We start from the raw sequence: 23,071 nt of genomic DNA, 5'->3' as shown, positions 1-23,071 counted from the left end.
CAAAAAATCTGACAGTCCCGTGACCCGCCGTAAGGGCGGAACCCTAAGTAGCCGTTACCCAAATAACGGATATGTACTCAGCCCCCAGCCCCCAACCCCCCAGACACAACACTCCGAACATCGCCCCTAGATACGCCGCAACATCAACGCCGCCACCGCACACCCCGCCAACGCCACACACGCCAGAAAGAACGCATCACTGTAGGCCATCAAAAACGCCTGATGACGAACACTCTGGTCCAACACATTCAGCACCACCTGATGATCCGGCAACTGCTCCTGCAGCACCCCGCCCCCGGGCAAACGCTGTTGCAGGGCCGGGTCAAACAACGTCACCGACTCGCCAATACGCGCCGAATGCACCCGCTCGCGCACCACCACCCATTGCGCCAATAGCGCGGTGCCGACCGCACCGCCAAGGTTACGCAACATCGAGAACACCGCCGACGCCGACCCCGCCTGCGCCTTGGCCAGCCCATGTACCGCCAGCACCGACAACGCCACCATGATCAACGGCTGCCCCATGCCCCGCACCACGATCGAAGGCACGATCACATTGCTGGCACTGTCAGCCGACAGGTGCGCCCCCATCCAGCAGCCCAGGGCCATGATCGCGAACCCCGAGGCCACCAGCATTTTGGCGCTGACCCACTTCATCAAACGCGGCAGAAACGGCGCCATGATCAATTGCACGAGCCCATACGCAATCAAGCTCACACCAATCTCACGGGCGTTGTAGTGCTGCAATTGCGACAGGTAATTGGGCACCAGAAACACCAGCCCATAGGTGCTGGCACCGAAGATGAACATCGCCACACTGGCCACGCCAAAGTTGTAATGCCCCAGCAGCCGCAGGTTGATAAAGGCATGGGCGCCCCACAATTGCCGGGCAACAAAGCCGATCAAGCCCACCACCGCCAATAACGTCATCCACACAATAAAGGGCGAACCAAACCAGTCCTTGCGCCCGCCCTCCTCCAGCACGATCTGCAACGCGCCCAGGCCCAGCACCATGCAGCCGATGCCCAGCCAGTCGCCCTGGCGCAGCAGGCCCAGCTGCATCGGCTGGCGGTCGATGGACCACGCCACCGCCGCCAGCAACGCGATCCCCGGGAACAGTTGCAGGTAAAAGATCCAGCGCCAGGAATACACGTCAGTCAGCCAGCCGCCAATGGACGGCCCGGCCGCCTGGGCGACGCTGTTGGCCAGGCTGAACAACGCCATGCCCAGCGGAATCTTGCTGGCCGGCAGCTCGGTGATGATCAGTTGAAACGACAAGGGAATCAGCACCGCCCCGGCCGCGCCCTGCACCACCCGAATGAAGATCATCACTTGCAGGTTCGGCGACAGCGAACACGCCACCGAGGCCAACAGGAATATCCCCGAGCCCCACAGCATCACCCGGCGCAGGGAGAACACCTGCACCAGCCACGCCGTGAGGGGAATCATGATGATTTCGGCCACCAGGTAGGCGGTGGAAATCCACGAGCCTTCCTCAAAGGTTGCGCCCAGTGCGCCTTCGATTTCCGGCAGCGCCGCGCTGGTGACGTGCACGTTCATCCCGGCCATGAAGCAGCCGAACAACCCGCCGATCACCGCGACCCAGGCGCGAAATGGCACACGCCCTTCACCCTCCATGGACGTGCTCCTGGCGTGCGGCCGGGCGGGTGTCGACCGTGGCGATCACCGACATGCCCGGCAGCATCCGCGACTCGCCCGGCTCCAGGCGGATCTTCACCGGGAACCGCTGGACGATCTTGGTGAAGTTGCCGGTGGCGTTGTCCGGCGGCAACAGGGCGAACACCGCACCGGAGCCGGGGGCGATGCTTTCCACTTGGCCGTGCCAGTGCGCACCGGAAAAACTGTCTACCGAAATGTCCACCGATTGCCCCGGCGCCATGTGCTGCAACTGGGTTTCCTTGTAGTTGGCAATCACATACGCCTGCTCCACCGGCACCACCGCCAGCAGCGGCAGGCCGGGCATCACGTACTGCTGGCGACGGACCTTGCGCTGGCCCACCACCCCGTCGAAAGGCGCACGGATCTCGGTGTCCTTCAGCGCATTGCGGGCCAGGGCCAGGTTGGCCTGGGCTTCACCGACACGTGCCTGGTACTCAACAATGTGCGCCTGGGCCTGTTGCCGACGCGCCTGCAACACTTGCAACTGCGCTTGCTGCCGGGCGACCTGGGCGTTCGCTTGCACCCGCGCGGCCTGGGCCTTGGCCTGGCTGGCGCTGACGGTTTCCAAATGCTGGGTGCTGGCGACCTGCTGCGCGACCAATTCGCGGTAACGCTGGTAATCGAGCCCCGCGCGCCGGGCCTCGGCCTCGCTGCTGCGCAATGCCGCCCGGGCCTGGGCGATGCGTTGCTGCTGCTCGCTCATTTGTGCGTCGAGGGTCTGTACCGAGGCCTGTTGCGCCGTCGCGGCCGCCTGGGCCTGTTGCAGTTGCGCCTGGGCACTGTTGAGGCGCTCGGTGAAATCCCGGTCGTCGATACGCACCAATACATCCCCGGCCTTGACCGGCTGGTTGTCTTCCACCAGCACCTGGGCCACATACCCGGCGATCCGTGGGCTGATGGCGACCCAATCGGCGCGCACATAGGCGTCGTCGGTTTCCTCAAGAAAGCGTCCCCACTGCCACCAATACCCGGCGAACACGGCGAGCCCCAACAACGTCGCGAGGGACGCGGTGGTCACCAGGGTACGACGATGACGCTGCATAACGGTCAGGCGAATGGGTTCAACAGCCTGGTTCATGGCTTGGCTCCAGCAACGATGGGTAAGGGGGCGGTTTGATCGTCACGCTGCCAGCCGCCGCCGAGGGCCTGGAACAGGTCGATCTGGCGGTTGATCACACGCAAGTCGGATTCGGCCACGCGGGCTTCAAGGCCCACCAGGCTGCGTTCGCTGTCCAGCAGTTGCAGGGCATCCAGCGCGCCGGCGTGGTAGCCCCGGGAGGCCAGGTCGAAGGCGCGGCGGTTGTTGTCCAGGGCCGCGGCCAGGGCCTGGCGACGTTGCTGTTCGCCCTGGTACAAGGCCATGGCCTGCTCCACCTGCTTCAGCGCGTTGAGCACCGTGCCGTCAAACGTTGCCAACGCCTGGCGCGCTTCGGCCTGGCTCTGCTTGACCTGCGCCTGGGCGATCTGCCGATTCGGAAAGCGCCAGGACACCAGCGGCCCAACGGAATACACCGTCGCGTAGCGGTCACCCAGTTTGCCCAGGCTGCTGGCGGACGAACCGAGCATCGCGCCGAAGGTAATCCGCGGGTAAAGCTCGGCCCGCGATAGCCCCACCCTCGAAGTGGCGGCACGCAGTTGCCCTTCAGCGCGGCGGATATCCGGCCGGCGTTGCACCAGCGCCCAGCCCTCGCCCACCGGCAGCGGTGCCTGCAACTGCAGGCCTTGGGAACAGTGGTGTGGGGTGACCTGCTCCGGCGGCAAACCGCTGAGCACGGCCAGCTCATACAACGCGCTGCGGCGCCGGGCACTGAACAGTGCCAAGGGTGCGCGGGTTTCTTCCAGCAGGCCTTGCAGGCGACTCAAGTCCAGGTCCGTCGCCGCCCCGGCCTTTTGCAGTTTTTGCGTGACCGCAACGCTTTGCTCCAGCACCTGCACCGAGTGCGCCTGCACCTGCGCCTGCAATCCATAGACACAGGCCTGGGCATAGGCGCGCGTGGTCTGCGCCGCCACCGTCACCCGCAACTCGTCCTCCAGCGCCCGCGCCACGTGGGCATCGGCCCGTGCAGCAGCGATGCGATACCGCACCTCGCCCCACAGGTCCAGGGTGTAGCTCAGGGAGAATTCCGGGGTGTGGCTCCATTCGGCGCCGGCATGACCATGGGTAGCCTGGGCCAGGGTCTGGTCATCACGGCTGCGACCGTAGGCCAGGCCATAGTCCAGGGATGTGGACGGCAGGCGCTCGCCATCGGCCTGTTCCAGCCGCGCCAGCAAGGCGTCGACGTGGGCGGCAGCGGCCTCAAGGTCTTTGTTCTGGCGCAGGGCCCGCGCCACCAGGGCGTCCAGCTGCGGGTCACGGTACAGCTGCCACCAACGGGCCGGCAGCGGCGCGGCCGATTCAGCCGACAGCCGCGGCGCTGGCTGCGCCGTGACAGTCGACCGCTCGCCGGACAGGCCACTGCACCCCGCCAGCACGCTCAACAGGCCGCAGGTCATCCATCGATGAAAAGAAGGGCTGTGCATCACAAGGCTCGCTCAAGAAGGAGCCTTGCAGGTTAGGCAGGTGGCGTGTCCGGTTCGCCCGCGTCAGGGCCATGCATCGTCGCTAAACGGACAATATGTTTGCTTAACGCAACTCGAAGCGTTGCTCCTGGACCGCTTGCGAATCCAGGCCCACCTGCACCTTGAACTCACCGGGCTCGGCAACGTAGTGCAGTTGGGCGTCGTAGAACTTCAGGTCATTCTCATCCAGGGTGAACTCAACCACCGTGTGCTCACCGGCCTTGAGCATGATTTTCTGGAAGCCCTTGAGTTCCTTGACCGGTCGACTGACAGACGCAACCACATCACGCAGATACAGCTGCACCACCGTTTCGCCGTCACGCGGGCCGGTATTGGCCAGCGTAACGCTCACCGTGAGCGACTCCCCCCTGTGCAGTACCGGCGTTGACAGCTGCAGGCCCGAAAGCTCGAACCGGGTGTAGCTCAAACCATAGCCGAAGGGATAGAGCGGGCCGTCGGGCTCGTCGATGTATTGGCTGGTGTATTTCTCGGACGCAGCAGGATTGAACGGACGCCCGGTATTCAAGTGGTTGTAATAGACCGGAATTTGCCCCACCGACCGGGGAAAAGTCATCGGCAGCTTGCCTGACGGGTTGTAGTCGCCAAACAACACATCAGCCACCGCGTTGCCGCCCTCCGTACCACTGAACCAGGTCTCCAGCAGCGCATCGGCCTGCGCCTGCTCCTGGGTCAAATCCAGAGGGCGACCGTTCACCAGTACGATCACCAAGGGTTTATTCAACGTCTTCAGTGCACTGAGCAATCGGCGCTGACTGGACGGCAAGTTGATATCCGCCCGACTGATAGATTCATCATTGAAACTCCAGGGTTCTCCCACCACCGCCACGATAACCTCGGCTTGACGAGCAACCTCCAGCGCCTCGCCCAGAAGCGTTTCGGGCGAACGCGGATCAAGCTCCAATGGCGTCTGGTAGAACTTCAGGCGTTCAGACAACTGCTCGTCCGTGGAGACATTCGCACCTTTGGCATAAACCAGCGTTGCCTGGCCTTGAACGGCGCGCACCATGCCGTCGTAGAGACTGACCACAGGCTGGTCGTCGCAGTCACCGCAATAGCTGCCCAGCAAATCACGCTGGCTCTTGGCCAAAGGGCCGACCAGCGCAATGCGGGTCTGCTTGCTCAACGGCAGTGTCTGATGAGCATTTTTCAATAACACAAACGTCTTGCGGGCAATGTCGCGGGCGGCTGCTCGCTGCAGGCGCGCCGCAATGGGCGGCAACGCTACGCTGCCGAGCGTGCGATACGGATCGTCGAACAACCCCAGGTCATATTTCAGGCCGAGCACATGGCGGACAGCCTCATCCAGTAACGCGACATCGACGTCCCCCGACGCAACCAATCCAGGCAAGTACTTGCCATACGCGTCATCGCACAGTTCCATGTCGACCCCTGCACGCAGCGCCAGCGCAGCGGCCTGCCGGGGATCACGGGCGACACCATGATCAACCAACCCCTCAATCGCCCGGCAATCACCCAGGGTTACACCGCCAAATCCCCATTGATGACGCAGCACGTCCCTGATCAACCACCGGTTGGCGGCAGCCGGTACACCGCCGATAGCGTTGAACGCGATCATGACCATGCCCGCGCCGGCGTCGACAGCGGCACGGTAAGGCGCGAAGTAGAACTGGTACATGTTCGCGGTGCTCATCTCGACACTGTTGTAATCCTTGCCGCCTTCAACCGCACCGTACAACGCGAAGTGTTTGACGCCGGCCATAAGGCTGTCGGCGGCGTGAGGATCGTCTCCCCGATACGCCTTGACCAGCACCCCCGCGATACGGGAGGCCAGGAACGGATCCTCACCGTAGCCTTCCGAGACTCTGCCCCACCGAGGGTCGCGGGTCATGTCCACCGACGGACCAAACGTTAAATGAGCACCCTCGGCGCTCGCCTCCCGGGCGCTGATACGCCCCGCCAGGGCAATCGCCGCCATGTCCCAGCTGGCCGCCAGGCCCAGGCTTACCGGAAATACGGTGTGCACGCCATGAATCACATCCGCCGCAAAGAACAGCGGGATCTTCAACCGGCTGCGTTCCATTGCGACGCGTTGCAACGCCTGCCCATAAGGCGGTGAAGCGAGGCCAGCGATACCACCGACCAATCCGGCAGCAATCCTTTGGCGGATATGGGTGTCCGTCTGATCCCGGTCAATACCCACCAGTTCCAGTTGACCGACTTTCTCGGCAAGGGTCATCTGCCCCAGCACGTGCTCAATAAACGCGGCCTTCGTGAGCGAGGGTTGCGCCATAACCTTGCCGCCAGACAGGCTGACAAGCAGGCAAAGCAGCAGGGTTTTTCCCATGAGGCCCATCCTCTGGACGCGTCATTGATTGCCTGCAGCGTTAAGGATTGGGGCGCGAGTGTCTACTGTCAGAACTCACAGGTAGGCTGCCCTTCGGTCATCGGCCACGCCTGTGAAAACCCTACCCAACCGGGCGGAAATGACTCGGCGGATAACCCAACGACTTGCGAAACATCGCACTGAACGCACTTGGGCTCTGATACCCATGTTCCAGCGCCACCTCCAGAATCGACACGCCCTGGGCCAGCAACTTCAAGCTCAAGGCCAGCCGGGCGCGCTTGCGCCATTCGCCGAAGCTCATACCCAACTCGCGCTGGAACACCCGGCTCAGGGTACGGGCGCTCATGTTCAGGCTGTCGGCCCAGGATTCCAGGCTGCTGTCGTCAGACGGGTTGCGGATGAAATGGGTGCACAACCGCGCCAGCCGCGGCTCGCCGGGCACCGGCACGTGCATCGCCACCACGGGCGCGGTGAGCAGCTCCATGCGGATCAATTCGACCATGGCCTGCAGCCGCGGGCTGTTGTGCCCGGCGATCAGGGTGGCGGCGACAATCAGCTCGCGCAACAGCGCTGACACTTCGATCACCTGGCAAGTGCGGCCCAAGCCCGGCTCGGCCTCGGGCATCAGGAACAGCGTGCGCATATGCACCTCGCCGGCCATGCGGATTTCATGGGGGGTACCGGCAGGCACCCACAACGCATGCCCGGACGGCACCAGCCAACTGCCCTGAGCGGTGCTGACCACCATCACCCCGGACACCCCGTGGATCAGCTGCGCCTGGGCATGGCAATGGGGATGCACCACGTCGTCGTTGCGGTAGTTGTCGGCATAGGCTTCAAGCCAGGGCCTGGGCGGGAGGGTCATGGGGAAACGTCTCGTCTCGATCAGGTGTTGATTCTAGCGAAAAGCCCGCTGGCGAAAACGATAGATATGGACAGCCATCGTCGCATTCCAGACAGCCGGTGAACTTGTGGCCCACCCCGCCAGTCAGCTAACTGGGCACTCTGAAAAAGGTTGGGTGGACGATGCGCATTTCGTTGGAACAACAAGTGGCACTGGTGACGGGCGCCAGTTCCGGGATCGGCGCGGGGGCCGCCAAGGCCCTGGCGGAGGCCGGTGCCGCCGTGGTGCTGAACTACAACGCCCAGGCGGCGCCAGCGCAAGCCCTGGCGGCGCAGATCAATGCCAGCGGCGGCCGGGCCATTGCGATTGGCGCCGATGTGTCGAAAGAGGCCGATGTGGAACGGCTGTTTGCACAAACCCTCGATGCCTTCGGCACCCTGGATATTCTGGTGGCCAACTCGGGCATGCAGAAAGACGCCGCCGCCGTCGACATGACCCTCGACGACTGGAACGCTGTGATCGGCGTCAACCTGACGGGCCAGTTCCTCTGCGCCCGCGCCGCCTTGCGCATCTTCAATCGCCAGGGCGTGCGCGAAGGTGTTTCCCGGGCCGCTGGCAAAATCATCCACATGAGTTCGGTGCATCAGGTGATCCCCTGGGCCGGGCACGTGAATTACGCCGCGTCCAAGGGCGGCGTCGAAATGCTGATGCGTACCCTGGCCCAGGAGGTCAGCCAGCAACGCATCCGCATCAACGGCATTGCGCCGGGGGCGATTCGCACGGCCATCAACCGCGCCGCCACTGAAGGTGCGGCCGAGGTGGAGCTGCTCAAATTGATTCCCTATGGCCGGGTCGGTGATGTCGAAGACGTTGCCAATGCGGTGGTGTGGCTGGCCAGTGACGCCTCCGATTACGTGGTGGGCAGCACCCTGTTTATTGACGGCGGCATGAGCCTTTATCCGGAGTTTCGTGGCAATGGTTGACCTGAAAAACGAACCACAAAGTGCCATTGATGCCCACGGCATCATTGGCGACATGCGCAGTGCGGCGCTGGTGAACGACAAGGGCAGCATCGATTTTTTCTGCTGGCCGGAGTTCGACAGCCCCTCGATTTTTTGCTCGCTGCTGGATTCCCCCAGCGCCGGGATTTTCCAGCTCACACCGGACCTGCCCGACGCCCGCCGCGAGCAGATCTACCTGCCAGACACCAACGTGCTGCAAACCCGCTGGCTGAGCAACGACGCGGTGGTGGAAATCACTGACTTCCTGACCATCAGCGAAGAAGTCGACGACCTGCCCATCCTGATTCGCCGGGTGCGGGTGGTCAGCGGCAAGGCGACCCTTCACCTGCGCTGCGCGGTGCGGCATGACTATGCCCGCGCCAAGACCCGGGCCACGCTGGACGACGGCGACGTGTGCTTTGACGCAGCGGACCAGCCCGGCCTGCGCCTGACCGGCAGCCACGCCATGCAGCTGGACGGTGACGCCGCCGTCGCGACCTTTGACCTGGGCCACGAAGAAGGCGCCGAATTTGTCCTCGGCGCCCGGGACGATGTCCGGGTCAAAAGCGACTGCACCGACCTGTGCCTGGAGCGCACCTTGAAATTCTGGCGCGGCTGGATCGCCCAGTCCAACTACCGCGGGCGCTGGCGCGAAATGGTCAACCGCTCGGCCCTGGCCTTGAAGCTTTTGACCTCGCGCAAACACGGCGCCATCCTCGCTGCCGCCACCTTCGGCCTGCCGGAAAGCCCCGGCGGCGAGCGCAACTGGGACTACCGCTACACCTGGATCCGCGACGCCTCGTTTACCGTCTATGCCTTTATGCGCCTGGGGTTTATCGAGGAAGCCAACGGCTACATGCGCTGGTTGAAAGGCCGCGTCGGGGACTGCAGCGATCAGCCGATGAAAATCAATATCCTGTACGGCATCGACGGCCGCCAGGAGCTGCCGGAAACCGAGCTGAGCCACCTCAGCGGCCACGGCGGCGCGAAACCGGTGCGCATCGGCAACGAAGCCTACGACCAGGTGCAGCTTGATATCTATGGCGAACTGATGGACGCGGTGTACCTGGTCAACAAATACGGTGAAGCCATCTCCCACGAGGGCTGGAAACACACCGTGGAAGTGGCCGACCAGGTGTGCGAAACCTGGAACCAGAAAGACGTGGGCATCTGGGAAATGCGTGGCGAGCAGCATCACTTCCTGCATTCGCGGCTGATGTGCTGGGTGGCCCTGGACCGGGCGATTCGCCTGGCGTCCAAGCGTTCGCTGCCGGCGCCGTTTGCCCGTTGGGACCAGACCCGCCAGGCGATTTACGCGGATATCTGGAGCAATTTCTGGAACGAAGAACGCGGCCATTTTGTGCAGCATACCGGCAGCACGGCGCTGGACGGCTCGATGCTGTTGATGCCGTTGGTGCGCTTCGTCGCGGCGACAGATCCGCGCTGGTTGTCGACGCTCAAGGCGATCGAGAAAAGCCTGGTCCGTGACGGCATGGTGTACCGCTACCGCAACGACGACAGCCAGATTGACGGCTTGCAAGGCACCGAAGGCGCCTTTGCGGCGTGCTCGTTCTGGTACGTCGAATGCCTGGCCCGGGCCGGGCAAGTGGAGAAGGCCCATCTGGAGTTTGAACAGCTGCTGCGCTATGCCAATCCGTTGGGGTTGTATGCCGAAGAGTTCGATAACCAGGCACGGCATTTGGGTAATACACCACAGGCGTTGAGCCACTTGGCGTTGATCAGCGCGGCGACGTTCCTGGACCGCAAGTTGAGCGGGGTGAAGACGGTGTGGCAGCCGTGAGGCCGTGCCCCCTCTGACCCCACATGAGTAACCCTGTGGAAGCTGGCTTGCCTGCGATAGCGGTGCTTCAGTTATTGATGCATGAGCTGATCCAACGCTATCGCAGGCAAGCCAGCTCCCACAAGGACCGCACCAGACTTGGAGGCCAAGTATTCCCGATGCACAATGCGTAGCCCTTCGATCCCTGCCAGGACTCCAATGCGCCAGGTTCTACTGATCATCGACGTGCAACCCTCCTTCGCCCCGCCCGACTGGCTGGTGGACGGCACCAACGCCCTGCTGGGCCGCATGCCGTCAGTGGCCACCGTCGAACGTCACGACGAAAGCATCACCCCGTTCGCCCGCCAACTCGGCTGGCAACCAGCGCCCGACGACAACAGCCTGATTGCCGCCGACCATGTCTTCATCAAACACGGCTACGCCCCCACGCCCGAAACCATCAGCCACCTGAAAAGCCTCGCACCGGAGCGGGTACTGGTGTGTGGCATCCAGACCGACACCTGCGTACTGGCGGCCGGGTTTGCGCTGTTTGATGCGGGCTTGCAACCCACCCTGATCAGCGACTTGACCGTGGGTTCATCGCTGGATCGCTCGGGGAAACTGGGCGCGGATTTGTGGCGGCATCACTTCAAACACATCGTCACCCGCGCAGAAATTTGACCCGCCCCCACTGTGGCGAGGGAGCTTGCTCCCGCTGGGGCGCGAAGCGGCCCCAAAAAGCTCACCGCAACCTGCCAGAAAGCACACAGTTAACAAAGCGGTCTGCTGCGCAGCCCAGCGGGAGCAAGCTCCCTCGCCACAGGGTGATCGTCTAGACAAGTCAAGCAATTGCAGCCTTTCGGATGACGTTTGGTCACCTGTTTGGTCTACAGTTGCCCCACGTTCCCTCCTCCCTCGGAGCCTCCATGCCCGCCCTCGCCCCACTGCTGCACATCCGCACCCCCATGCTCGATATCGCCTACGAAGCCCATGGCCCGGAAGGCGCTGAGGTGGTGATTCTGTTGCACGGCTTCCCCTACGACCCGCGTGGCTATGACGAAATCGCCCCGGTGGTCGCCGCGCGAGGCTACCGGGTGCTGGTGCCGTACCTGCGCGGTTACGGCCCGACGCGTTTTATCAATGCCGAGGTGATGCGCTCCGGCCAGCAGGCAGCGCTGGCCAAGGATTTGCTGGATTTCATGGACGCGCTGTCGATTCAAACCGCCACGCTGGTGGGCTATGACTGGGGCGGACGGGCGGCGTGTATCGTCGCCGCGCTTTGGCCCGAGCGGGTGCGGGGGCTGGTGACGGGCGATGGCTACAACATTCAGGATATTGCCGCGTCGACCCGGCCTCGGGCGCCGGAAAAAGAACACCGCCTTTGGTACCAGTTTTACCTTCACACCCAACGCGGCGTGGACGGCTTGACCGCCAACCGGCGTGAGTTCTGCCAGTTGCTGTGGGCGCTCTGGTCGCCGTCCTGGGCCGAGGGGCCAGGGCTGTATGGCAAGACCGCGCCGTCGTTTGATAACCCGGATTTTGTCGAGGTGGTGGTGCACTCTTACCGTCACCGCTTCATGTATGCACCGGGTGACCCGGCACTGGAAAGCATCGAGCAGGCGCTGGTGCAGCCGCCGCCGATTTCGGTGCCGAGCATCTCGTTATGCGGCGCTGATGACGGCGTGGGCCCGGCTCCGGTGGAGGATGAAGACCTGGGACTCTTCAGCGGGTTTTATCGGCGCGAGGTGCTGGCCGGGGTGGGCCACAATATTCCCCAGGAAGCGCCACAGGCCACCCTTGAGGCGATCTTCGAATTGCTGGGCCTCACCCGCCGGCCGGGAGCCTGAAACTGAACACACTGCCCTGACCTGCCACGCTTTCAGCCCATAGCGTTCCGCCGTGGGCCTCGATGATGCCGTGGGAAATGTACAACCCCAGCCCGCTGCCGGTGGGGTTGCCCTCCCGGGAGGTCCAGTAGCGATCAAAGATATACGGCAGTTGCGCCGGGTCGATGCCGATGCCGTTGTCGCACACCCGGAACAACACCTCGCCCCCGGCCGCCTCGGCAATCACTTCGATCACACCGCCCGACGGGGTGAATTTCAGGGCGTTGCCCAGCAGGTTGGAAAACACCTGGAACAAACGCTCCGGGTCGGCCTGCACACACAGCCCGGGCGCCGAGCGCCAGGTCAGGTCCACGCCCTTGGCGGCCGTCAGCGGCTGCCACATCGCGCAGATCTGTTCCTGGGTCGCCGCCACATCGAGCGGTTGCAGCGAAACGCTGTAGCGCCCGGCCTCGATGCGCGAGATATCGATCAAGTCTTCCAGCAGCGTGTTCATGCGGGACGTGGCGTTTTGCATGGTTTCGATCGCGGAGTTGAGGCGCCGGTTCGCCTTGTTGTCGTCGGTCGGCAGCAGGCTGCGCATCATGCCGCATTGCATCAGCAGGATGGTCAGCGGGCTGCGCAGGTCGTGGGAGACCACCGCCACCAGTTCATCACGGGCCCGGACGGCTTCGTGTTCGCGCTGAACCTGGCGTGAGAGGTCATGTTCCAGGGCGTTGCGCCGCAGGTTTTCCACCGCCTGCAATTGCGAGCGTGTCCAATACAAGGCCTTGCCGTCGACCTGCTGCTTCCACAATTCAAACGACAGGCGCGGGCTCAAGGTCGTCCCGCCCGGTTCCTGGTGTTTGACCGGCTGGCCGCTCCACTCCACCGTGGACTGAACCTCCGGGCGAAACCAGATCACCGCGTTGTCCACCGGCTTGGGCAGGCAGAACGCCAACAGACCACTGGCGTGGGCCTGATAGGCCGCCGCCGGGGGAAAGTCCACAGACAGCTGGTGGCTGTGCACCACGCCTTTGCCCTGCCCGCGCACCCATTGGTACAGCGCGCGGATTTCGGCGCGTGTGGGGCAGACGCCAAACAGATGCAGGCGCTCTTCCACCAGTATCGCCAGGCCACCGGCGGCGGTCAGGTTCAGCAGGGTTTGTGCATAGGGCAGCAGGCTCTCCATCACGTCGCACTGATTCGCCGTCATGACTGCCACCAACTCTTCGATCATGGCGGCCTTGTCGAGTTGCTGTCGGCGCTCCTGCTGCTCCTGGAGCAAGGTGATCTGCATCGACAACAACTGGCCGATGCTGGTGCAGCCGGTGCGCAGCTCATGGGACACACGTAGCGGTTCCCGATGCCCACAGGTGATCAGGCCCCAGAGCTGGTCGTCCTTGAGCAGCGAAATGCTCATGGAGGAGCGCACCCCCATGTTCTTCAAATAATGGCAGTGCACCGGGGACACGCTGCGCAACACGGCGAAGCTGAGGTCCAGGGGTGCACCGGTGTCGGGGCGCAGGGCCGGCAGGATCGGCACCGGTTGGTACTCGGCGTCCGGGATCACCCGCACCCAGTTCAGCCGGTACAACTCCCGGGCCTGGGGCGGGATGTCCGAGGCGGGGAAACACAGGCCCAGGTAGGGTTGCATGTCGTCGCTGAGGGCTTCGCCGATGACCTTGCCGTGACCTTCCTGCTCGAAGCGGTACAAGGTGACCCGGTCATAGCCGGTCAGGGCGCGGATTTCGGTGACGCACACCTGGTACAGGCTTTCGAGAGTCTTGGCCGACTGCAGCCGGCGCAACGTGCGGGCGAGTTGGTTTACGGCACCGTACTGAACCGTCAGGGCTCGCTCCAGTTCGAGAAACAGCAGGCCCTGATGGCGGTGCAAAAGGATGTCGTAGGCGTAGCCTTCAAGCGTCAGTTGGTGCAGTTCATCTTCGTCGGCGTCCAGGTCTGCCAAGGCGAGAACCACCTGCGCCGCGGCCTTGCTGCCCAGCACGCTGGCCAGGGCCTGGCCCGATACGCGCTCGGCGTCCAGGCCCAATGCCACGGTCAGGTTGCTGCTGGCTTGCAGCACCTCGAGTGCCGGCTCGCTCAACGTCAACAACAGGCCGTGGGGCTGGATCGACCCGGGAATGTGGATGGGTTCGCGGGCGCAATCGTCTATCAGTGGATCGACCGTGGTCATCGCAGCACCTCGCAGCGGTCCAGCCACTGCTCGAAACACAGAAAGGTCGACGCGCCGACATTCACCGCCGCCAGGCGTTCGGCGGGGGCTTGCAGGCGGTAAAGGCACTCGAGGAAACGCTGCCACAGCGCGCTGGTCTCAACGCCGTACACATTCATGAATGCACCGCCATTGGTGGAGCCGACGCCAATCTTGATCTCGATCAGGTTGCGCAGCACCTGGCCGCCGAGGGTCGCGCCTTCCAGCACGTAGAGGGCACCGAAGGCCTCGGCCACGCTGGTGATGGCGGGCAGTTCCGGGCACATCGGCAAGGCGTCGATGTGCGCGTCTTTGAGGCCCAGCGCCAGCAAGTCCGCGTACAAGTAAGGGGTTTTGCTGCGCCGGCCCCATTCCAGGTCCGAGATGATTTCGCCCCACGGCGCCAGGGCACGCTCCAGCGGGTGATAGAAGCCGTAGTAGGCGCTCATCAGCTCGCGGTAGAGCGCCAGGTCCATGCGGGAAAAAGGCAGGCGGGTGTCCAGGCGTCGATGCAGCGCCATGGTCGCCGCGCGCAATTCGACAAGGATAGGGGGGATTGAATTCATAGGCAGTGCGTACGCCGAAAGGGTCGAAACCGCGACGTAGAGGCCTGGGATCAAGTCACTGCGCAATGGACTGTGGGTAACATAGCACCTTGCTGGAAAAACGTTCCTATTCGTTCAGCTTTGATCAATTTTAACAGGGCGACGAAAATCGTTCGCGGTAGGCCTGGGGCGTGATCGACACCGCCCGCAGGAAACTGCGGCGCATAGTCTCTTCGCAGCCAAAGCCGCAGTGCACGGCAATGCGCTTGATCGACGCACTGCTGTCGGCCAGTTGCCGGCGGGCGGTTTCCACGCGGATCAGCTCGACGGCCCGTGCGGGCGTCTGGCCGGTGTCGGCGCGGTAGTGGCGTACAAAACTACGCTCGCTCATGCCCGCCTGGGCCGCCAGGGTGGCGATGTTCAACTCCAGGCTCAGGTGTTCGGCGATCCAGGCGTGCAACTCGGCAAAACGACTGCCGCCCTTTTGCAGGGACAAGGTCACGCTGAACTGGGACTGCCCACCGGGGCGCTTGAGAAACACCACCAGGTGCCGCGCCACTTCCAGGGCCACGGCGCGGCCCAGGTCCTCTTCCACCAGCGCCAGGCACAGGTCGATGCCGGCGGTGACCCCGGCGGACGTCCACAGGTTGCCCTGCCGGATGAAAATCGGATTGGCCTCCACTGTCAATTGTGGGTACTTGCGGGCCAGCTCTTCGCAGCGGGTCCAGTGGGTGACCACACGGCGGCCGTCCAGCAAACCGCTGGCCGCCAGCAGAAAGGCACCGGTACACACCGAGGTCATGCGCCGTGATCGCCCGGCTTTTTGCCGAACCCAGTCCACCAGGGCCGGGTCTTCGGCGGCGCCGTATACGCCCCAACCGCCGGCGATCACCAGGGTGTCGCATGGCGCGTCGGCGGCCGGCAGCGGCTCGGCCACCAGGGCCAGGCCCGCCGAGGTCATCACCGGTTCTGCCTGGGCGGCGATCACACTGACGGCATAAGGCAGCGGCAAACCCTGCTGGCGCGCCAGGTCATTGGCTGAGGCAAACACTTGCAAGGGCCCGGTGACGTCGAGCACCTGCACATTGGGAAACGCGAGCACGTTGATGATTCTGGGCATGATTGGCGTGATTCGTGGGCTCAATGGCGTATTCGCCAAAGCCTAGGTGACTAGAGTGAAGCCGTCCATCCCTTTATCAGGAGTATTCCCCATGACCTTGCAGATCGGCTTTCTGTTGTTCCCCGGCATCCAGCAACTGGACCTCACCGGGCCCTACGACGTAGTGGGATCGCTGCCGGATGTGAAGCTGCACCTGGTGTGGAAGGACTTGGCCCCGGTCACCTCCAGCACCGGGTTGGTGTTTACCCCGAGCACCACCTTTGAGGAGTGCCCCACGCTGGATGTGATCTGCGTGCCCGGCGGCTCGGGTGTCGGCGCGTTGATGGAAGATGAGCAGACCCTGGCGTTTCTCAAGGCCCAGGCGCAGACCGCGCGCTATGTGACCTCGGTGTGCACCGGCTCCCTGGTGCTGGGCGCGGCCGGCTTGCTGCGCGGGCGTCGGGCAACCACCCACTGGGCCTACCACGACCTGCTCGCCCCGCTGGGCGCGATCCCGGTGCAGGAGCGGGTAGTGCGTGACGGCAACCTGTTGACCGGTGGCGGGATCACCGCCGGGATCGACTTTGCCTTGACCCTGGCGGCCGAGCTGTACAGCGAGGCGGCGGCGCAACTGGTGCAGTTGCAGATTGAATATGCCCCGGCCCCGCCGTTCAACGCAGGCCGGCCGGAGACTGCGCCGCCCCATGTGTTGGAAGAAGCCCGCAAACGCACCGCCGAGTCGCGTAAGACGCGGGGTGAAATCGTGGCGCGGGCGGCGGCGAGGTTGGGTTAAGCGTTCGCACGCCCGTGGCGGTCGGCGGGCACCAGATGCCCGATCGTGCCGTCGCCATACGCCCGCTCCACCTTGGAAATCACCACGTGATAACCACCGTACCAGCGGCGGTACAGGCGCTTGGCTTCCAGGTGGGTCGGGTGGCTGGCAAAGGCGCGGATTGACGCTTCATCGCGCCAGTAATAACTGGCGTTGATCAACCCGCCATCCGCCGAGCGCCACGACTCGGCCCCCACATATCCCGGCAGCCTTGCCGCCAGTGCGTCGATCAAATCCGTGAGGCGCTGGAACTCGTCATCCCGCTCACCCGGCTTGTAGATAAAGGCTGCGATGTACATGGGTAACGTCCTTTTATCAGTGGTTTATCACGCTGGCCGAGACATCAGCGCCAACCGCACGGCCAGCACCATCAGCACGGTGGCCAGACCCCATTTCTGTAAGCCTGCGCTGCCCGGTTTGCCGGCAAAAAACCGGCTCACCGCCCCGCCAAAAATCCCCAGCACGGCATGAAATACGCCGCTGATCAGCGTCAGGATGACCCCAAGTTGCACCAGTTGCAGCGCGATCGGCCCCGCCTCGGGGCTGACGAATTGCGGCAAGAACACCATGAAAAACAGCAACGCCTTGGGGTTGAGCAAACTGTTGAGCATCGCCCGCACAAACACCCGGCCCAGCGGCACGCGGGTGACGTGGGCGGTGTCGAGGGCCGGTGTTTTTTGCAGGGTCTTGAACACCAGCCACAGCAGGTACACCACCCCGGCATAGCGGATCAGGTCGAAGGCCGGCGGCCAGCTGGCGACCAGTGCGGTGACGCCGGTCGCGGTCAGGGCCGTGAGCAGCAGGTCCGCCACGCTGATGCCCAACCCAGACGCCACCCCGCCACGCCAGCCATAGGTCACACCGTGGCTGATGACGAAGGCCATGTTTGGGCCCGGCGATAACAACAGCAGCAGGACTGCACCAGAGAAAACAGCCAGGGTTGCGAGGTCGATCATGCTCAAGCCATCCACCGGGAAAGCCTGTAGATTAATCAGCTCACCTGATACAAACAAAAAATTGATCTAGATACGCTTTGCACAGGAACACGCCATGGCTCAGGTCCGCTACAAACTGATCGTCGATGAACTGGCCACGCGGATTCGTGCCGGAAAGTTACCGCCAGGCACCCAGTTGCCGACCGTGCGCAACCTGATGAACAGCCATCGCATCGCCCTGGCCACCGCCTTGCGGGTGTACAGCGAACTGGAGGCCAGCGGCCTGGTGGTGGGTGAGCCGGGGCGCGGCACTTTTGTGCGCGACACCACGTTGCTGCGGGGCATGGGCCTGGTACAACAGCCGCTGCAACCGGGCACCGTCGACCTGAGCCTCAACTACCCTTCGCTGCCCGGCCAGGCCGAGATGCTGCGCGACGCTTTGCGCGCCATTGCCGCCTCGGGAGACCTTGATGCCCTGCTGCATTCTGCTCCGCAAGGTGGCCGCGCCCATGAACGGCAGACAGCAGCGCGGCACCTGCGCAATCGGCAGATTCGCGTGGGTGGCGAGCAGGTGCTGATCGTCAATGGTGCGCAACAAGGCCTGTCCGTGAGCCTGATGGCGCTGCTGCAACCTGGGGATGTGCTGGCGGTAGATGCGCTGACCTATCCCGGCCTGAAAACCCTGGCCCAGTCCCAGCGCATAGACCTGGAGCCGCTGCCGCAACCGGCTGGCCATACGGATCTGGATGCGCTGGAGGCCCTGTGCAAACGGCGCCCGGTGCGGGCGTTTTATTGCATGCCCACGTTGCACAATCCGCTGGGCACGGTGATGGGTGAAGCTGACCGCGAGCGCCTTGCCGCGTTGGCTGAGCGCTACGATTTTCTACTGATCGAAGACGGCGCCTACGCCTTTCTGGCCGAACCCGCGCCCAAGCCGTTGTTCACCTATGCGCCGTTGCGCACGGTGTATGTGTCCGGCCTTTCGAAGAGCGTGGCGTCGGGGTTGCGGGTGGGGTTTATCGTGGCACCCAACGCGTGGGTGCCGGCGTTGGAGCAAGCCATTCGCGTCTCGACCTGGAGCACGCCGACGCTCACGGTCAACCTGGCGTGCCGCTGGATCGAATCCGGCGCGGTAGATGTGCTGGAAGAACAAAAGCGCACGGATGCGCGCCAACGTCAGGCGCTGGCCCGGGAGGTCTTGCAGGGTTGCGAGGTGATTGCGCATCCGGCGTCGTATTACCTGTGGCTGGTATTGCCCGAAGGCCTGCGGGCGGATGCGGTGGTGGCTGCGCTTGAGGGCCAGGGTGTGCGTGTCACCAGTGCCGAGCCGTTTGCCTGTACGGCGCATGTGCCCCATGCGTTGCGGGTGGCGCTGGGGTCGATTGATCTGGCGACATTGCGGGTGGCCTTGGGGAAAATTCGCGAGGCCATTCGGATATGAATAAAGGGCCAGCAGGGTAAATCCCTTTAATTTGCGGGACGTTTCCGAGACAATCTTTCGGCCTTGTGCCTGTCGGAACCGGTGGCTAGTCTTCGCCCCGTCACTGCTCATCAGTGAACGGGTTTAGTCGCCCGTACCTTCACAAGGCGCATGGTTTCATCATGAGGTTTTATGGTGGCTGTGCGCAGGGCACCCTCGGGTGCGCCGGATTTTCCTTGTGGCCGGTCGACTAACCTGCGTACAGCCGCCACCCATCGTTTAGTCGCGACGGGATCGGCTCCTAATCTCATAAGGAGTTACACCATGAATAAACCCGTCCCCGACCCACCCCTCGACCAGCTTAAAAACCGCGCCGCCTTCAATCGGGCCCTCGAACACTACCTGCCCTCCCAGGGTTTCCACACCGTGAACGAAGACCTGAGCTTCGAAGACGCCCTGCTCTACACCGCCAGCCTGCTCAGCAGCGCCTCGGCCACTGCCCTCGACTGCGGCGAACTGCTGCGAAGCCCCGAACGGGCCAGATTGTTGGCGGTTTGGCATTTGCTGGAAATTGCCAAGACCACGGTTGACCGGTCGATTGAATGTTTGCACGTGCGCAAACCTCAGCACCACGCCACGTAACCCTCAATTTCAAAGGCAGCTTTTAAGCCTAGTCCCCCCAATGTGGTGAAGGCCCCCCTGCCCTCACCACTCGTCGCTTGTCCCCCAAAACCCCCGCATCCCACCTCCGTCAAAAAAAGGTTTTCCTCCCCGACAGGAAAATTCTCAAATTTGTTCCTACACTCCAAAACGCCAGCATTTTGTTCCCGTAAAACCCGGGAACCCGACCAAGACAGTCAACAAACTGTCGCGCGGAGGAGTACCTGAAGTGTCTAGGACGCCAATCTTATAAAAATGTCAAAACCTTGACGAGTCGAACAAAGGGCACCATCATTTAGCCATAAGCCCGCAAATTCCCTGCAAATAGATAGGTGATTGCGTATTACCCAGCGAAGCAAGCCGTTCGTCTGGCGCCTTTTATAAAGCAAGCCCTGCCTTTATGGATGAGCAGCCGAACATGGAAGCCCTGGTGTGCAATGAGGGATGTTTTTATGCGCGAGAAGTCGTCAGTCGACAGCCTGTTTTTAACCCGGGCCGGTTTTATTGAGTTCTTTGTTGTTTTCGTAAAGTTGATGCACGGCCTCACCGCCGTTTTACCCGCACTGATCCTGCTGTTTTATCCAGAGCCGATGTCTTCAGAGTTGCGCGCCCACTTTCTCGGCTTGCTCCTGTTCTTCGGGGTCCTGACGATTATTCTGTTCCAGGCCATGGGGGTGTACTCCGAGGAGCTGTTCAGCAACCGCCTGCGGTTTCGCACCATGCTGGTGGCCTGGTCTTCGGCGTTTTGCATCCTGCTGTTCATGTACCAGATTCTGCTGATGTTTCCGCAGCTGAGTCCGCGCAACCTGGCGTTCTGGTTTGTCACCAGCCTGGCGTTGTTCGGGCTGGAGCGGATGGTGATGCTGCGCCTGTTCCGCAACCTGATGATGAACGGCAAATACCTGCAACGTACGGTGATCCTGGGCTTCACCGACACCGCCGTGCACGTGGCCGACCACTTGCAGCGCAACGGCGATATCCGCTCCGGCCTGATCGGTTTTATCGACGACCGCACCGAACGCATCCCCAAGGAATTGAGCAACCTGCCGCTGCTGGGCAATACCCGCGACCTGGAAAAACTGATCCGCTCCGAGCAAGTCAACCAGGTGATGATCACCCTGCCCTGGGCCGCCGAACAGCGGATCAACGGGCTGGTGAAGCGCCTGCGCCAGATGTCGGTCAACGTGATGCTGGTGCCCGACATGGCCGCCCTGCGCTATGGCCACAGCCGCATCACCGACGTGGGCGGCATCCTGATGTTCAACACCTCCCACGTGCCGCTGCGGGGCTGGTCGCCGTTTATCAAGCGCTGTGAAGACCTGATTCTGGCGGCCCTGGGCCTGGTGGCGTTGTCGCCGATCATGCTGATCACGGCGATCGCCATCAAGCTCGACTCCAAGGGCCCGGTGCTGTTTCGCCAGAACCGGTTTGGCTACAACGACAACGTGATCCGGGTGTTCAAGTTCCGCTCGATGTACGCCGAGATGAGTGACTTCAACGCCGACCGCCAGACCACCCGGGGCGACCCGCGCATTACCCGCGTGGGCCGGTTTATTCGCAAGACCAGCATCGATGAGCTGCCGCAGTTGTTCAACGTGCTGCTGGGCAACATGTCCATGGTCGGCCCGCGCCCCCATGCCACCGCGACCAAGGCGGCCGGGGTGCCCTACGAAGTGGCCGTCAGCGAGTACAGCTCGCGGCACCGGGTAAAACCGGGCATCACTGGCTGGGCGCAAATCAACGGCTATCGTGGTGAAACCGACACCCTGTTCAAGATTCAGAAACGCGTTGAGTACGACCTGGAGTACATCTCGAAGTGGTCGGTGTGGTTCGACTTGTACATCGTTTTCATGACGGTCCCGGCCGTCCTATCGACCAAGGAAGTCTATTGATGAACACCCTCAACGGATTAATCCCCTGCATCATTTCCGGTGGCTCGGGCACTCGCCTGTGGCCGGTGTCGCGGCAGAACATGCCCAAGCCCTTCATGCGCATGCGTGACGACCAGAGCCTGTTGCAGAAGACGTTCCTGCGGGCCAGTCACTTGCCCGGGGTGGAAAGCGTGCTGACGGTGACCAACCGCGACCTGCTGTTTCGCACCCTTGATGACTACCGCGTGGTGAACAAGACCCACCTGGCCCTCGACCTGCTGCTGGAGCCGTTCGGGCGCAATACCGCCGCCGCCATCGCCGTGGCCGCCCTGCATGTGCAGGAAAATTTCGGCAATGAGGCACAGCTGCTGGTCATGCCCGCCGACCACCTGATCCTCGATGAAAGCGCCTTCGCCGACGCCGTCGCGCAAGCCCGCGACCTGGCGGAAGCCGGCTACCTGGTGACGTTCGGCATCCAGCCCGACCGCCCGGAAACCGGTTTTGGCTACATCGAACAAGGCGAGACACTGGGCCTGGGGTTCCGGGTCAAGCGCTTCGTCGAGAAGCCCGACCTGGCCACCGCCCAGGGTTACCTGGACGGCGGCAAGCACCTGTGGAACGCCGGGATGTTCTGCTTCAAGGCCAGCGCCCTGCTGGAAGAACTGGCGCTGCACGCCCCCGCCGTACTGGACGCTGCCAAAGCCGCCCTCGACCACAGCCACAGCCTGAATAACAACAACTGCCGCCAGCGCGAATTGAACGCTGAAGGTTTTGGCACCGCGCCGGATATCTCGATCGACGTGGCACTGATGGAAAAATCCGCGCAAGTGGCCGTGGTGCCCTGCGACATCGGCTGGAGCGATATCGGTTCCTGGGAAGCCCTGCGCCAGCTCACGCCGAGCGACGCCAATGGCAACCAGGTCAATGGCGAAGCGATCCTGCATGACGTGCACAACTGCTACATCGACTCGCCCAAGCGCGTATTGGGCGCGGTGGGGGTGAGCAACCTGATCATCGTCGACACCCCGGACGCGATCCTGATTGCCGACGCGAACCGCAGCCAGGACGTGCGCTACATCGTCGCCGAGCTCAAGCGCCAGGACCATCCGGCGTTCAGCCTGCACCGCACCGTGACCCGGCCATGGGGCACCTACACCGTGCTGGAAGAAAGCAGCCGCTTCAAGATCAAGCGCATCGTGGTCAAGCCGCGCGCCTCGCTGTCGTTGCAGATGCACCATCACCGCAGTGAACACTGGGTGGTGGTCAGCGGCGCGGCGATGATTACCAACGGCGACCGTGAATTCCTGATCAACGCCAACGAGTCCACCTACATTCCGGCCGGGCACAAACACCGCCTGACCAACCCCGGCATCATCGACCTGGTGATGATCGAAGTGCAGAGCGGCGAGTACCTGGGGGAAGACGACATTGTGCGCTTTGACGATATCTACGGGCGTGCGCCTGTAGAAGTGAAGCCTTGA

19 protein-coding genes are annotated in these 23,071 nt (G+C 63.0%); 9 read left to right on the top strand and 10 right to left on the bottom strand.

Annotated features, from left to right (window positions below):
* Nucleotides 1–126: 126 nt before the first annotated feature.
* The 5 genes from HX855_RS26795 to HX855_RS26775 form a co-directional block, all read right to left on the bottom strand.
* Nucleotides 127–1,638: an MDR family MFS transporter gene (locus tag HX855_RS26795; protein WP_177089911.1), complete on the bottom strand. Its 1,512-nt coding sequence runs from the start codon at nt 1,636–1,638 to the stop codon at nt 127–129.
* Nucleotides 1,628–2,758, bottom strand: a complete 1,131-nt coding sequence (locus HX855_RS26790; RefSeq protein WP_177089912.1) for an HlyD family secretion protein — start codon at nt 2,756–2,758, stop codon at nt 1,628–1,630. The genes HX855_RS26795 and HX855_RS26790 overlap by 11 nt, the downstream gene beginning before the upstream one ends.
* Nucleotides 2,755–4,200 carry an efflux transporter outer membrane subunit gene (locus HX855_RS26785; RefSeq protein ID WP_177089913.1) on the bottom strand — a complete coding sequence of 482 codons (1,446 nt, stop codon included), beginning with the start codon at nt 4,198–4,200 and terminating at the stop codon, nt 2,755–2,757. Before HX855_RS26785 ends, HX855_RS26790 begins: the two co-directional genes overlap by 4 nt.
* 103 nt (nt 4,201–4,303) lie before the next feature.
* On the bottom strand, nt 4,304–6,565 hold the full coding sequence (gene bglX / locus HX855_RS26780; protein WP_177089914.1) for a beta-glucosidase BglX: 2,262 nt from the start codon (nt 6,563–6,565) through the stop codon (nt 4,304–4,306).
* Nucleotides 6,566–6,686: 121 nt separating this feature from the next.
* Nucleotides 6,687–7,430: a helix-turn-helix domain-containing protein gene (locus HX855_RS26775; protein ID WP_177089915.1), complete on the bottom strand. Its 744-nt coding sequence runs from the start codon at nt 7,428–7,430 to the stop codon at nt 6,687–6,689.
* 161 nt (nt 7,431–7,591) lie between these two features.
* Between HX855_RS26775 and HX855_RS26770 the strand changes: the two genes are divergently transcribed.
* From HX855_RS26770 to HX855_RS26755, 4 genes are all read left to right on the top strand, one after another.
* Nucleotides 7,592–8,392, top strand: a complete 801-nt coding sequence (locus tag HX855_RS26770; RefSeq protein ID WP_177089916.1) for an SDR family oxidoreductase — start codon at nt 7,592–7,594, stop codon at nt 8,390–8,392.
* Entirely contained in the window at nt 8,385–10,211 is a 1,827-nt protein-coding gene (locus HX855_RS26765; protein ID WP_177089917.1) for a glycoside hydrolase family 15 protein, read from the top strand. The genes HX855_RS26770 and HX855_RS26765 overlap by 8 nt, the downstream gene beginning before the upstream one ends.
* Nucleotides 10,212–10,409: 198 nt before the next feature.
* A complete protein-coding gene (locus HX855_RS26760; protein WP_177089918.1) occupies nt 10,410–10,871 on the top strand; it encodes a cysteine hydrolase family protein in 462 nt (153 codons plus the stop codon).
* A gap of 245 nt (nt 10,872–11,116) precedes the next feature.
* A complete protein-coding gene (locus HX855_RS26755; RefSeq protein ID WP_177089919.1) occupies nt 11,117–12,037 on the top strand; it encodes an alpha/beta fold hydrolase in 921 nt (306 codons plus the stop codon).
* On the opposite strand, the gene HX855_RS26750 is transcribed toward HX855_RS26755, so the two are convergent.
* The 3 genes from HX855_RS26750 to HX855_RS26740 form a co-directional block, all read right to left on the bottom strand.
* The gene (locus HX855_RS26750; protein WP_177089920.1) at nt 12,015–14,210 is read right to left on the bottom strand and encodes an ATP-binding protein; all 2,196 of its coding nucleotides are present in this window, start codon (nt 14,208–14,210) and stop codon (nt 12,015–12,017) included. The genes HX855_RS26755 and HX855_RS26750 overlap by 23 nt on opposite strands.
* Complete coding sequence (locus HX855_RS26745; protein WP_177089921.1) at nt 14,207–14,794, bottom strand: biliverdin-producing heme oxygenase; 588 nt, start codon at nt 14,792–14,794, stop codon at nt 14,207–14,209. The genes HX855_RS26750 and HX855_RS26745 overlap by 4 nt, the downstream gene beginning before the upstream one ends.
* 130 nt (nt 14,795–14,924) lie before the next feature.
* Nucleotides 14,925–15,893 carry a GlxA family transcriptional regulator gene (locus HX855_RS26740; protein ID WP_177089922.1) on the bottom strand — a complete coding sequence of 323 codons (969 nt, stop codon included), beginning with the start codon at nt 15,891–15,893 and terminating at the stop codon, nt 14,925–14,927.
* Between the two features lie 91 nt (nt 15,894–15,984).
* Here HX855_RS26740 and inhA point away from each other — a divergent pair, with 91 nt between their 5' ends.
* Entirely contained in the window at nt 15,985–16,665 is a 681-nt protein-coding gene (inhA, locus tag HX855_RS26735) for an isonitrile hydratase (protein WP_177089923.1), read from the top strand.
* Here the strand turns inward: inhA and HX855_RS26730 are convergent.
* Both HX855_RS26730 and HX855_RS26725 read right to left on the bottom strand, forming a co-directional pair.
* Nucleotides 16,662–17,003, bottom strand: a complete 342-nt coding sequence (locus HX855_RS26730) for an antibiotic biosynthesis monooxygenase (protein ID WP_177089924.1) — start codon at nt 17,001–17,003, stop codon at nt 16,662–16,664. The two genes, inhA and HX855_RS26730, sit on opposite strands and share 4 nt — an antisense overlap.
* A 27-nt stretch (nt 17,004–17,030) precedes the next feature.
* A complete protein-coding gene (locus tag HX855_RS26725; protein ID WP_177089925.1) occupies nt 17,031–17,660 on the bottom strand; it encodes a LysE family translocator in 630 nt (209 codons plus the stop codon).
* Nucleotides 17,661–17,754: 94 nt separating this feature from the next.
* On the opposite strand from HX855_RS26725, the gene HX855_RS26720 reads away from it, so the two are divergent.
* The 4 genes from HX855_RS26720 to HX855_RS26705 all read left to right on the top strand — a co-directional run bounded on the left by HX855_RS26720 (nt 17,755) and on the right by HX855_RS26705 (nt 23,071).
* A complete protein-coding gene (locus HX855_RS26720; protein WP_177089926.1) occupies nt 17,755–19,080 on the top strand; it encodes a PLP-dependent aminotransferase family protein in 1,326 nt (441 codons plus the stop codon).
* Nucleotides 19,081–19,383: 303 nt separating this feature from the next.
* Nucleotides 19,384–19,701: a DUF6124 family protein gene (locus tag HX855_RS26715; protein ID WP_177089927.1), complete on the top strand. Its 318-nt coding sequence runs from the start codon at nt 19,384–19,386 to the stop codon at nt 19,699–19,701.
* A 470-nt stretch (nt 19,702–20,171) separates the two neighbouring features.
* The gene (locus tag HX855_RS26710) at nt 20,172–21,611 is read left to right on the top strand and encodes an undecaprenyl-phosphate glucose phosphotransferase (protein ID WP_177089928.1); all 1,440 of its coding nucleotides are present in this window, start codon (nt 20,172–20,174) and stop codon (nt 21,609–21,611) included.
* Entirely contained in the window at nt 21,611–23,071 is a 1,461-nt protein-coding gene (locus tag HX855_RS26705) for a mannose-1-phosphate guanylyltransferase/mannose-6-phosphate isomerase (RefSeq protein WP_177089929.1), read from the top strand. The genes HX855_RS26710 and HX855_RS26705 overlap by 1 nt, the downstream gene beginning before the upstream one ends.

It is taken from the genome of Pseudomonas sp. IPO3778 (genome assembly GCF_013386825.1).
In the GTDB taxonomy this organism is placed as follows: Bacteria; Pseudomonadota; Gammaproteobacteria; order Pseudomonadales; family Pseudomonadaceae; genus Aquipseudomonas.
Note: the sequence above shows the minus strand (reverse complement) of the source record. Positions and strands in the feature narration are given on the sequence as shown.